Origin of the sequence: Microcoleus sp. S13C4 (assembly GCF_036700865.1) — a bacterium.
Lineage (GTDB): Bacteria > Cyanobacteriota > Cyanobacteriia > Cyanobacteriales > Microcoleaceae > Microcoleus.
Window position 1 is genome coordinate 1 of the sequence record NZ_JAUBPS010000048.1, and the last position, 12357, is coordinate 12357.

The following is a 12357-nucleotide window of genomic DNA, read 5'->3' on the forward strand; positions in this document are numbered from 1 at the left end:
ATTAATAATTAAATGGGGTCGCAAAATCAAAAATAAGGGTAATGCTTGTATCACAGTTTAAATGTGCAACAGCTTAAAATAGTTCTGACTGGATAAGAAGGAGCACCGGGAATATCCGATTTGCTTAATTCAACGCTGCTGGGGTCGATGCAAATATCTACAAAACATCTTAATTTTTCGGCGCGGGCGCTCAAAGTATTGACACAAACAAAAATAAAAGTTGCTATTAAAAAAAATGACGAATTATTAGTATGTATGGCAAATTTAGTATTCATCTGCGTTAATTGGCGTTTAGGGGCGGTTTAATATTATTGACAGTTTAATAAAAAAGTAGGGACGTGGCAATAGTGCCACGTCCCTACTTTTTAAAGACACGGCATTGCCGTGTCCGTAATCTTTAAACAAGTCTTAAAGCTGAGGAACGTATTGTTCTTTTTCAGGAACAAAAGTGTATTCAGAGACGATTAGGCGCAACTCTTCGCCGTCGATGGTTTCTTTTTCGATCAACAAATCGACTAAGCGATCGATCACCGTGCGATTTTCGCGAATAATTCGGCGGGCGTCGTCGTAGCAGTGATCGACAATCGATCGAACTTGTCCGTCAATCCGAGATGCTATTTCTTCGGAATATTCCGATCGCGCTGTGTAGTCGCGGCCGAGGAAAATTTCGCTTTGCTGGGCTTCCAGGGCGATCGGGCCCAAGGTAGACATCCCGTAGCGAGTCACCATTTGCCGCGCCATACCGCTGACTTGCTGCAAGTCGTTGCCGGCACCAGTGGTTACTTCGGCATCGCCGAAAACTACTTCTTCGGCTGCGCGGCCACCCAAAGCACCGCTAATCCGGGCTAAAATTTGCGATCGAGAAATCAAACCTTGGTCTTCGCTGGGCATGAACCAAGTCAAGCCGCGGGCCTGTCCGCGAGGAACTAAGGTAACTTTCTGAACAGGGTCGTGGGCTTGAATGATTGTACCGACGATCGCGTGACCGATTTCGTGGTAAGCAATCAAGCGCTTGCTCTTGCTGTCCACCAAAGGAGTGCCTTCCATACCTGCTACCACGCGATCGACTGCATCGTCAACTTCGAGCATCGTAATCGCTTCTTTGCGACGGCGGGCAGTTAAAATAGCAGCTTCGTTGAGCAAGTTAGCCAAATCTGCGCCCGTAAAACCAGGAGTGCGGCGGGCGATGGCGTCCAAAGAAATCTCCGCAGACAGCTTTTTGTTGCGCGCGTGAACTTCCAAAATTTCCAAGCGGCCTTTAATATCCGGCGTATCTACACTAACTTGGCGGTCAAAACGTCCCGGACGCAGCAGCGCTGAGTCGAGCACGTCGGGGCGGTTGGTGGCAGCAATGATGATAATGCCAGTATTGCCCTCAAAACCGTCCATTTCCGTCAGCAACTGGTTCAGGGTTTGTTCCCGTTCATCGTTACCGCCGCCGATACCGGCGCCGCGCTGGCGGCCGACTGCATCGATTTCATCGATAAAGATGATGCAGGGAGCATTTTCTTTAGCTTTCTTGAACAAGTCCCGAACGCGGGAAGCGCCGACACCGACGAACATTTCCACAAATTCTGAACCGGAGATGCTGAAGAAAGGCACGCCGGCTTCGCCTGCGATCGCTTTTGCCAGCAAGGTTTTACCGGTTCCGGGAGGGCCCACTAGCAGCACGCCTTTAGGAATCTTCGCCCCGACTGCGGTGAAGCGTTCGGGTTTTTTGAGGAATGTTACTACTTCTTGTAGTTCTTCTTTGGCTTCCTCAACGCCTGCTACGTCGTCGAACAGTACGCCTGTTTTAGCTTCCATTTGAAAGCGAGCTTTGGATTTGCCAAAGTTCATCGCTTGGCCCGGACCCCCTGGCACGTTGCCACCGCGGCGGAAGAGGAAAAACAGCCCTCCTACTAACAAGAGGGGAAATACTAGATTGCCTAAAAGTCCCCAGACAGCGCCGTCGTTGCGTAGTGGGTGAGTGTCGAAGCTGATTTTGGAGTCTCTGAGTCTAGAAACCAGTTCCGGGGCATTTGAGGGCAAGTCTACCCGCCACCGCTGCTCGTGATTGTCCAGTTCCGGATCGACTGCTAGGACAATAGCCGTCCGACCTCCGTCGTAAAGGTCAACGCTGGTCACTCGACCGGCGTTTAAGTAATCTAAGAATCGACCGTAGCTCAGGCGGGTGCTGGCGGTGTTCTTGCTCATTTCAGCGGGGGATGGGGCAAAGGCCCCCTGCCACAAGAAAAAGCCGATGACTAAGGCGGGTAAAGTCCAAAGTAGTATAGTTCGCCAAGAAATTTTCATAAATGCGGATGCCTTGAATTGGGGACAGATCGGGTAAGATCGCGGTGTCGGAGAAGTGCGACAAAAGTTTACACTCAGAATCTTAACTAAATTTAACTTAACAATGCACTCTCAGGCAACAGAGCTTCCAGGACGATCGCTCCAGAAAAAGTTAGGTTAGTTACTGTAAGGGCGATCGTCCCGAATATAATGTTTGGTGCTGATTTCGATACCGATCTAGGTAGAGTTAGAAGAATCGCCGCAAAACCCACTGTCTTTAAGCGTGGCAGTGTCAAGGGATAAGGCATGATAATGGTGAGGCTCAGTGAGGTAACACATTTCAATGACAACTAGACAGCTTGTTCCTAATTCGGCTATGCTGACCCAGCAGACTAAAGTCGCTTCTAACAAATCGATTATTAGTGCAGATTTGGGTCGGACGGCAACTAAAGCTTGCGTGAGTCGCAACCCGAGTAGCGTTGTTTTCATCCCTGCCAACGTGGCTACTATGCCCGTGGAAAAGGTGCGGGGTGGCAGCTTTGAGTCGAAAGCAACAGACCCTCTGTTGGATATGTGGCTGGAGTACCAGGGCAAGGGGTACGCGATCGGTCAATTGGCTGCAGATTTTGGCGCTAATCTCGGTGGCGCTGACCAGTCGAAAGTAGTAGATGCTTTGGTTAAGGTCTTTTCCTGTGCTGGATATTTCCAGATGAAGGGCGACATAGCTGTTGTGCTGGGTTTGCCGTTTTATTCGCAGGATCAGTTTGAGAAGGAAAAGGAAGAGATTATCAGCCAACTTCGCTCTCCCCACGTTGTGGTGTACCGGGGCGAGCGTGTGGATATTAATATCAGTCACGTTTGGGTGATGCCGGAAGGGTTCGGCAGCCTGATTTGGTGCGAGGCTCAAGATAACAAGGAGTTTACGCCGGAATTGCCGGAACTGTCGGTGGCTGTTGTTGATATCGGACACCAAACTACCGATTTGTTAATGGTCGATCGTTTCCGGTTCGCCCGGGCGGCTTCTAAGAGCGATTCCTTCGCAATGAACAAGTTCTACGAACAAGTTGCCTCAAAGATTCCGGGAGCAGACCCTCAATCTCTGTCTTTACTGGAAGCGGTGAATAAACCCGAGGGCCAGCGTTTTTACCGTCCCAGAGGAGCGACTAAGCCGACTAATTTAGATCCGATTATTAAGGATTTGCGAGAGGCTTTCGCTAACGAACTGTCCGAACGTTTGGTGCAGTGGCTACCGGAACGTGTGACGGATGTGGTTCTGACTGGCGGGGGCGGCGAGTTTTTCTGGGAGGTGTTGCAACCTTTGCTTAAAGACGCCAATCTTAAGGCTCACTTGGCTCAGCCTTCCCGGAAAGCTAATGCTTTGGGACAGTTTATTTATGCTGAGGCTCAGCTAGCCACGATAAAGTAACGCATTAAGGCTTGAACCCTATGGCACTGTGGGCAAAAAATAAGGCGAATTTCTCGGTGGCGTTTACGGAAGATGCTGCGGATCAAACTTTGCTGGCCGCTATTGAAAAAGAGTTGGCTTTCACGAAGTATCAGACTTTTAGCAATCTCTGCAAGCAAGCTTTGTGGCAGTTTTTGTCTGTATCTGAGTCTACTAGCTCTACACAGAGCTTTCAGCGGTTGGAACAGCGTATTGCTGAACTTGTGGTCAAATTTGCTGAGTTTGAGCACAATGTTTCGGCAGAGGAATTAAGCCGTTTGGAGGGACTGGAACATCACCTTAGTCAACTCAGCGCGCAGTTGGATCAGTTGCAGGGGAGTGTTAACAGTAAGTTTGCTCAAGTTTCTTTTGCCCCAGTTTCAAAAGTAGTAGAGCCTGGCCCGATTGAGTCTGAGTCTGTGGCGGATGATAATGTAGTGTCTGACGCTGAGGTTGCTCCTCCTCGGAATTCCGATCCTTTGTTGGAGCGTTTAAGTTCTTTGTTACCCCAAGATTTCTAAAATGAGGTAGACCAAGGCTATAAAGCCTTGAGATGTGATGTTAGTGGTCTGCTGTTGGCAGCAGGTACTGAATACAGAAACAAAGCGATCGCTCTTTTGAAAAAAAGGGCGATCGCTTTGTTATTTGTCACTTGTCTGTTGACTGTTGACTGTTGACTGTTTTCTGTGGTTACCAATTATATCAAATCCGTTAGCATCGGAATAGTAAATTCGAGTTCACTGTTGACTGTTGACTGTTGACTGTTCACGGCGTCAACAGTCAACAGTCAACAGTCAACATCATGTATGAGTGTAACCGGAAATGATATTACTAATTACCAATTACCATTATTCCATTAATCCTAACTTGTGTAATCGCGAACGAATGGCACTAGGCTGTCGCTGAAATCTCTGAGCTAATTCGTCAATTTGTTGACCGCTAGCATATTCTTTCTTCAAATTTTCGTCTTCATCCTGACTCCACTTGACATAAGCTCTGGGATATTTCTGGCGAATTTTCTCATTCTGGGTTTTAGGTCGATAACCATTCTTTTGCTCGGCATTCAAACCAGAACCAAGCTGTGGGTTAATTTCCCCACTGCGACTAGCTACCGCCTCCTGCACGCGGTTGGGAATCACAGCAATTTCTTCAGATAGCTGAGCCAAAGCATTGTCTACTTTTTGCTGAAGTTCTGTTAGCTGCCGCTGCTGCAAACTGCCCCACTGTGGCAGTTCGTTGATAAATTGCTGCAAGTCCAGAATTATTGTTGTCAAAGTTTCGACTTGTTGCAACTCCGGCCGCTGTTTGAATTGGCGGCTGGTGAGTTCGATCTCGCTTTGAATCATTTTAATAGTTTTTTCTAAAATTATTAGTCGCTGGCGCAGGTTCTCAATTGCTGAAATTAGAGAGTGTACGTTTTCTCCAGGCGCAACATTGAGATTTTCGCGAGATGTTTGAGCAAGAGCTTCGTCTAAAGCCTTTACAGCAATTTGCAATTCCTCGCTCGCGCGATCGGTAGTAGCTGCTTGTTGATTTACGCGATCGAAAGTGGCCGCCGTACTTGCTTTAACTTGCCTGTGCAGCTTCTGCCGGTTCACAAAATTCAACACCAACGAAATCACTACAGGCACTTGAGCATAAACGCTCTGGCCCCAAACCAAACTAACAGCTAATCCCACAGCAGAGGCAGCAATAAAAACCAATTCAGCAGTTTCTAACAAATTGCTGGACTTCTGATTTTGGATTTTGGTTGGTGAATTGGATGATGACATAGGCTAATACCATTTTAGATTTTAGATTTTAGATTTTAGATTTGGAATGACTGATGAAGCTCGGAGTTGGGAGCACGGGCATATAGTTGCATTCTTTTTTTCAACTGGTGCAAATATGCGGATAAAAATAAAGTAAGCGCGAGCGCAGCTATCCGGTATGGAATCGCACGTAGACCCCGAGTTTAGCAGTGGTCAAAAACAGATTAAGTTTTTTATTCACAGCCCTCTAATTAAATATATTAAATCTGCAAAATTAGTCGAGCTAAAGTGAAATAAATCAAGACCCCGAGGACATCAACTGCGGTGGTAATAAAAGGAGCAGACATTAAAGCGGGGTCTAAACCCAAAGAACGAAATAGAAACGGCAGAGCTGAACCGGCAATAGAAGCTAAAATTGCGATCGCAAACAAACTCACTCCCACCGCGACTGCCACTGCTAAACTTCCTTGCAGAGTGTAAGCCCAGACCGTCGCTACAGTCCCCAATATAGCTCCTAGCAGCGCTCCCGCCATCCCCTCGCGAACAATTACTTGAAACGGGCCCATTGCTGTAATTTCATCAGTGTTCAAACCGCGAATTACAACAGTTGAGGACTGAGCTCCGACATTGCCTCCAGTGCCAGTGAGCAGGGGAATAAAGGCTGCTAGGGCCACTACTTGGTGCAAAATATCTTCTTGAGCTCGAATAATTGCGCCGGTGACAGTATTCGTTAAAAGCAGAACAAACAGCCACACGACCCTTTTGCGCGCAACGGTGATTAAATCGGTCTGAAAATAATTGTCGCCGCCGGACTGGACACCGCCCAAGGTATAAATATCTTTGGCGGCTTCTTGTTCTAAAATGTCGATCGCGTCGTCAACTGTAATGATGCCGACCAGCCGCTGTTCGCGGTCTACAACGGGCACAGCTAAAAAATCGTAACGCTGGATCAGCCTAGCGACTTCTTCTTGATCCGTTCCTGTTTGAACAGAAACTACGTCGCGGGTCATAATTTCGCCGACAGTTTTGTCGAGGGGGGAAGTGACTAAATCGCGCAAAGATAAAATACCTGTCAAGCTGCGTCCGGCGTCGGTGACGTAAAGAGCATAAATTGTTTCGGTAGTTTTAGCCAAAGAGCGAATTCGGTCTAAAGCTTGGGCGACGGTAAAGCTTTCTTTGAGAGAAATATATTCCGGGGTCATAATCCGACCGGCGGTACTGGCTTCGTAACCCAACAGTTGGGCCGTTGCTTCTCGTTCCGTCGGGCTCAATTCACCCAACAGGCGACGGACTAATATTGCCGGCAGTTCGTCAAACAGTTTAGCTCGATCGTCCGGGGACATTTTGTCTACAATATCGAGGACTTCTTGGCGTTTAAATTTTTCGCAGAGGGACTGCTGAACGCTGGAGTCGAGATATTCGTAAACTGCGATTGCTTCGTCTTTGGAAAGCAAGCGGAAAGCTATTACTTGCATGGTTTCTGGCAGACCTTCGATAGCTTCAGCTATGTCGGCTTCCTGCACAGGGTGCAAAATCGCTTTTGCTCCTTTAAAGTCTCCTTCTTCCAACAGGGCCCTTAACTGCGATCGAACTAATTCCCGCAGTTCCTTTCGCGCGTAGGTGGGTAGAGAAGACGATTGATAATTTTTTTCTGTCACTGATGACCCTCCTAAACCTGTGCTGCGCGCCTTCCTGAATCCAGTTTAAAGCCTATTGACGCCACTGGTTGCAGTTATAGGATTTATACCCGCGGGGTTAGCAATCCAGTTTCTTTGTGGAGGCTTCACCACCAAACCAAGATGTATTCTCGAAACCGGTTTTTTGGTATGGTGTTTTTTATATTGATTTACTTAAACCAACAACTGATATTTTTCTTGTGCCAAACGGTAAAGTGGCCGCCACACCAAACGGTTAGTCAATACAACCAACAACGACATCACAGAAGTAGCCGCCAACAGCAAGGCAAAATTCCCAGATGCCGTAGCCTGAGAAATAGTTTCTCCCAAACCTTCTGTAGTAACAATTTGACCTTTAAACTGCACATACTCGCTGACAATACTTGCATTCCAAGCACCGCCAACTGCTGTAATAATTCCTGTGATTAAGTAGGGGAAAATTCCCGGTAGAATTAAAGTTTTCCAGCGCTGGATTAGGGATAGTTTGTAAACTTGCGCGGCTTCAAATAACTCAGAAGGTATGGCTTGAGCGCCCGCAATAACATTAAACAGTAAATACCACATTGTACCCAACATCATCAGCGCCACAGAACCAATTTGCAAGCCGCCTCCAGCGTGAATTAAAGCTAGTAGCAATACGGGAAATAAAGCAGTTGCCGGTACAGAAGCAGCTATTTGTACTAAGGGCTGCAAAATTTGAGCTAAACGTGGATTTCGACCGATCGCCACTCCGACCGGCACTGTCCACAATAGCGATAAAAATAGCGCGCAAATGACGCGCAGAGCTGTGAAAAATGCACCTGTCATGACTTTTTGCCAGTCAGACAAACTCAGCAACCGCAGCAGCAGCACCGCTTCCCAAGTTCCCCAAAGCACAATGACGGCAAACCCGCTGACAAATATCCAATTTATCCAATTTCCGATGCGGCTTCGTTGGCGAGGATTTGCTGGTAAATTAACAGGTGCAAAAGCTCTTGCCAAACCACGATCAAAACTGTCGCTTATCGGCGAAATCCGCGCCTTCAAAACCCGCAGCGTTGCCGATCGCCTGAAAAAATCTAACACATTTGACTGCGGTACATTGGTAGCTTCCACGGATTGATATTTAAACTTTTCTACCCAAGCAATCAAAGGCTGCCAGATGAAAAAGTCAATGGCTATAATCACACTAATTAATACTGCTAAACCCCAGCCTATCGCCCCAAAATTGCCTTCATTTGCTGCCTTGCCCAAATAGGAACCGAGTCCGGGCAAATTAAAGTTTTTGTCCCCCAAGGTAAAAGATTCGATCGCAATCAAAAAGAACCAGCCGCCCGCCACTGACATGACGCTGTTCCACACCAGTCCGATCGCCCCAGCAGGCAATTCTAATGTCCAGAACTGCTGCCAAGCATTGAGCCGATAAACTTGAGCAGCTTCCTTAAGTTCTTGCGGAATGCCGGAAAGTGACTGATAGAAACTAAAAGTCATATTCCAAGTCATCCCAGTAAATATTAAGATAATCGATGCGAGTTCTACGCCGATTATTTGACCTGGAAATAAAGTAACTAGCGCTAAAACAACTCCAGGCAAAAAAGATAAAACCGGAATCGACTGCAAAATGTCTAACAAGGGAATTAAAATTTTTGCTGCCAGGGGAAAGCGGTAAGCAGAATAAGCATAAACTAGGGTAAACAGCAGCGATAAAAAATAGGCGGCTACCATGCGTAAGAGACTCTGGGCTGTATATGCTGGCAAGACATTTAGGGTAGTCTCAATTTTGAAATTTGGGTTGTAGTCACTGGTGAATTGAGAAGCTGTTTGGACAATTGCCAAAATTAGAGAGAAGATTGCTAGAATCAGCAAGCCGTCTTGCCAAGTCCACGCTGATCTTTCTAAAGTTTTATTTGCCGGTGTTAGAGGTCTTGTCATACGAAGTAGTTATTGGTAATTGGGAAAAAGGTAATTGGAAATTTGGAAGTTAGAATTTGGGGGCGGAGGGCTAGGGCATCGGGTAATTGTTAATTGCTCCTTGCTCGTAAATAACTCATAACTAATTACTCATGACTACTGATCACTGACTACTGACCACTGACTACTGACTTCAGATTCTAAGAAGATTTCACCGCCCGGTTCATCGTAACTGTATAACTCTGCATAGCGACCCCAGTCAATAGCAGTTTTCAATTGGCGCATTGCTTCTTGGGGGCTAAAGTGGGCTTCTAGAATATCCAAAATCAACTCTTCAGAAATGCGGTGATTGCGCTTGACCTGAAGCATTCGAGAAATTTGCTGTACCAGGCGAGTATTGTTGAGAATTTGGGTACGAACAATTTGTTTGCGCTGGTCAATGCCGCCGGCAATAAACTGAATGCCAACTGGAGTTAAAAGGAGGTCGCCTTCTTGGATTACCAGAAATTCCATTAATTTTGCTGCTTCCACGATCGGCAAAATGTCGTCAACCTCTAACATTAATTCTTGACCGAGGCGGTAGAGGTCTTTCTCTTTGCGGTCTTCCAAGAGTTCCAACAGACCTGCGATCGCACCGGTTCGCACCTGCGGCAGAGATTGGTATTTAGCGCTTTGAGGGGCCTGAGGTTGAGAGACAGCAGCGACACTTTCAGCCGGTGCTGTCACTGTTTCGCAGCTCAATTCTGGATTAGTGAGAATTTTGTAAACTTGGTCTACGAGAGCTTGAAATTCGGGCGTTTTGCGATCGCGGTAGTGCGGCAAAGTCACCGTCAATTCGGCGCGAATTCGCCCCGGGTTGCGGCCTAAGACTATAACGCGATCGGCTAAAATTACCGCTTCCTCAATCCCGTGAGTTACGATTAACACAGCTTGAGTCGGAATCTTTTTTTCCAGCCACAAATCTAATAACTCAAACCGCAAGTTTTCTGCTGTCAGCACGTCTAAAGCTGAAAACGGTTCATCCATGCAAAGCAATTCGGGTTCCACCGCCAAAGCTCTAGCAAATCCCACCCGCTGCCGCATTCCTCCGGAAAGTTCTTTCGGATAAGCATTCTCAAATCCGTCTAAACCGATAATGTCAATCATCTGCAAGGCTTTTTGCAGGCGCAGTTCGGGCAATTCTCCTTTAGCTTTTAAGCCTAATTCTACATTTTCTAGTACCGTCAGCCAGGGATAAAGGGCAAAGTTTTGAAATACAATTGCCACTCCCGGGTTTAAGCCGACTAAAGGACGATTGTGGTAAAGAACTTGACCTTCGGTGGGCGGAATAAGTCCGGCAATCATCCGCATTAATGTTGATTTTCCTGAACCGGAGGGGCCGAGCAAAGCTACTATTTCGCCCGTTCTGATCTCTAAATTAATTGGCTCTAAAATAGAGATTTTTTGACCGTTGGGCTGCTGGTAAGCCTTGCTAACTCCTTCTAAAGTAATGATACCCTCTGTTGTTGTTTTAACTACCACAATCAAACCTCCTATGTTGAGTTTAAATTTAGTTATTAGTCAGTAGTCAGTAGTCCGCAGTCTGTAGTCATTAGTTAAAAACTCTGGGAAACTGATAACTGATAAGGGCTAATTGATACCTGTTTCGTAAAATAATGCAACGGCAGGCAAGCCTAAACCATGATGTAGTCCGTGGGAGCATCTCATATTTGTAAAAACACTTCTTCTTGCTCCTTCCTTCTGACTCTTTCCTCCTGGCTCCTACCTCCTATTTCTAGCTGGGCTGCTTTCATTGAGATATTCTCGTTGTCCGTCATTCTCAATCGAAAATTAAAAATGGTATGACTACCGAGTATTCGGTCAATTTTTGTGATAGACGATCGCTTTTTTTACCCCCAACAAGACTGGAAAAGTAGAGAGTTGGATCGAAACTGAAAATACAACCAGCAAAATAATTGAGCGATGGTACAAAATTATCATCGCCCAACTGCCCAGAAATCATGATCAGCCATAGCCTGTGTTAAAGACCCCATAGGCGGAACCTCTGTTGTTTGCAGGCACGAGTTGAGCTACGGCTGCTTTCAAAATCGATTCCTCGACTCCCATACCTATACCCCATAAAGTCATCCCTAGCAATCCCCTATGCCCATTTCCGAACAATACCAATGGGGCAAACAGTGAAGAAAAAATCACTGCAAACATCAGGGTTAAGATGCCGATGCGATCGAACTTGCCTCTCAAAAATCAGGGTTGCGATCGTGTCACTCCCATCACCCACGGGTAAAATATAGGAATCTAGCTGTCAAATGCGATCGCACTTCTGTGGAAGTCAGTCGATTGGAGATTTGAGACTTCGGTGTGAGCGCTCAGTCGAAGGATTTGAGATTTTAGATTTACTCCACAGATGAATCTGAGAGGGGGAAAAAGAGTCTAAAATTTTTATCTCTCCACAACAGGAGCCGGGGCTTGTATCCGTTTTTGCGTCTCGTCAAAGGCAATTAAGGAAAAATCCCATAGCCAGCCCCAATCAACCCTAAAGTATCTAAAGGAACCCAAAACAGCCCCGGCAGCCCTTTTTTGATTTCTAAGACTCCTGCTTCAAAATCGCGCGGATTCAGATAAATTTGCTGAAGTACCAACAGCACTATACCAATCCTAAATCATTTGTCAATTTCTTACTTCCGAGCGAGCGGGTTCGAGGAGGGTTGGGGTGGGGTAAAAAATTTACGACTCCTGCAAGGATTGCTATATCAGCCCCAAAAAAGCTGGCACAGCCAAAACCGCAAAGCCGACTCGATCACCCAATTGCTTTGCCCTGCGATCGGCTATCATCAATAACTACGCTGGCGATCGCTATTGGATAACGTGCAGTTGATCATCGTTCGACGCCATTGATCGCGAAATGTTAACTACCTAAATCCTTTCTTATTCACCTTCACGGGTTATACACACAAAGAAGTGGGGAGCCTCTCATATCTGTAAAAACACTTCTTCCTCCTTCCTTCTTCTTCCTCTTTCCTCCTAGCTCCCAACTTCAATTTCTAGCTTGGCTGCTTTCATTGAGAAGATCCCAAGAAGTTTGGGGCAAGAATGGGTTTAACAACTTATTACCTTGCTATAGTCAACCATCAATTAAAACTGTCAATATTACCTACCATCAGTGATAGTGAATCCCCTCGCTCCAGCGATGGTTCCTGTTCAAACTGCCAATGTATTGGGCTGGGATTTAGACTCTCAGATCAAATCAAGGAACAGGGCACAGGAAAACCATTTCATGTAGGAATGGGTCTCAAAAGCTGCATCTGAATAGTGTAGAATTATA

At 46.4% G+C, this 12357-nt stretch carries 9 protein-coding genes; 2 read left to right on the forward strand and 7 right to left on the reverse strand.

Annotated elements, in window-relative coordinates:
- Positions 1-408: 408 nt before the first annotated feature.
- On the reverse strand, positions 409-2295 hold the full coding sequence (gene ftsH2 / locus QT996_RS19460) for an ATP-dependent zinc metalloprotease FtsH2 (protein ID WP_006633417.1): 1887 nt from the start codon (positions 2293-2295) through the stop codon (positions 409-411).
- 322 nt (positions 2296-2617) lie between these two features.
- Between ftsH2 and QT996_RS19465 the strand changes: the two genes are divergently transcribed.
- Both QT996_RS19465 and QT996_RS19470 read left to right on the forward strand, forming a co-directional pair.
- Positions 2618-3700 (forward strand): ParM/StbA family protein, encoded by a 1083-nt coding sequence (locus QT996_RS19465; protein ID WP_333048413.1) that lies wholly within the window; start codon positions 2618-2620, stop codon positions 3698-3700.
- 20 nt (positions 3701-3720) lie between these two features.
- Positions 3721-4239: a hypothetical protein gene (locus QT996_RS19470; protein ID WP_333048414.1), complete on the forward strand. Its 519-nt coding sequence runs from the start codon at positions 3721-3723 to the stop codon at positions 4237-4239.
- 327 nt (positions 4240-4566) lie between these two features.
- Here the strand turns inward: QT996_RS19470 and QT996_RS19475 are convergent, their stop codons facing one another.
- From QT996_RS19475 to QT996_RS19495, 6 genes are all read right to left on the reverse strand, one after another.
- Entirely contained in the window at positions 4567-5490 is a 924-nt protein-coding gene (locus QT996_RS19475) for a hypothetical protein (RefSeq protein WP_333048415.1), read from the reverse strand.
- Between the two features lie 239 nt (positions 5491-5729).
- Positions 5730-7127 (reverse strand): magnesium transporter, encoded by a 1398-nt coding sequence (mgtE, locus tag QT996_RS19480; protein ID WP_333048416.1) that lies wholly within the window; start codon positions 7125-7127, stop codon positions 5730-5732.
- A gap of 192 nt (positions 7128-7319) precedes the next feature.
- Positions 7320-9056 (reverse strand): ABC transporter permease subunit, encoded by a 1737-nt coding sequence (locus QT996_RS19485; protein WP_333048417.1) that lies wholly within the window; start codon positions 9054-9056, stop codon positions 7320-7322.
- A gap of 135 nt (positions 9057-9191) precedes the next feature.
- The gene (locus QT996_RS19490; protein WP_333048418.1) at positions 9192-10556 is read right to left on the reverse strand and encodes a nitrate/sulfonate/bicarbonate ABC transporter ATP-binding protein; all 1365 of its coding nucleotides are present in this window, start codon (positions 10554-10556) and stop codon (positions 9192-9194) included.
- 483 nt (positions 10557-11039) lie between these two features.
- Positions 11040-11276: an MFS transporter gene (locus QT996_RS28690; RefSeq protein WP_445304580.1), complete on the reverse strand. Its 237-nt coding sequence runs from the start codon at positions 11274-11276 to the stop codon at positions 11040-11042.
- A 257-nt stretch (positions 11277-11533) separates the two neighbouring features.
- The gene (locus QT996_RS19495; protein ID WP_333048419.1) at positions 11534-11680 is read right to left on the reverse strand and encodes a hypothetical protein; all 147 of its coding nucleotides are present in this window, start codon (positions 11678-11680) and stop codon (positions 11534-11536) included.
- Positions 11681-12357 lie beyond the last annotated feature (677 nt).

What these genes read in the sequence shown, in the direction of transcription:
- QT996_RS19465 (WP_333048413.1), top strand. Translation starts at nt 2,618, where the DNA reads ATGACAACTAGACAGCTTGTTCCTAATTCGGCTATGCTGACCCAGCAG.
- ftsH2 (WP_006633417.1), bottom strand. Translation starts at nt 2,295, where the DNA reads ATGAAAATTTCTTGGCGAACTATACTACTTTGGACTTTACCCGCCTTA.
- QT996_RS19475 (WP_333048415.1), bottom strand. Translation starts at nt 5,490, where the DNA reads ATGTCATCATCCAATTCACCAACCAAAATCCAAAATCAGAAGTCCAGC.
- QT996_RS19470 (WP_333048414.1), top strand. Translation starts at nt 3,721, where the DNA reads ATGGCACTGTGGGCAAAAAATAAGGCGAATTTCTCGGTGGCGTTTACG.
- QT996_RS19485 (WP_333048417.1), bottom strand. Translation starts at nt 9,056, where the DNA reads ATGACAAGACCTCTAACACCGGCAAATAAAACTTTAGAAAGATCAGCG.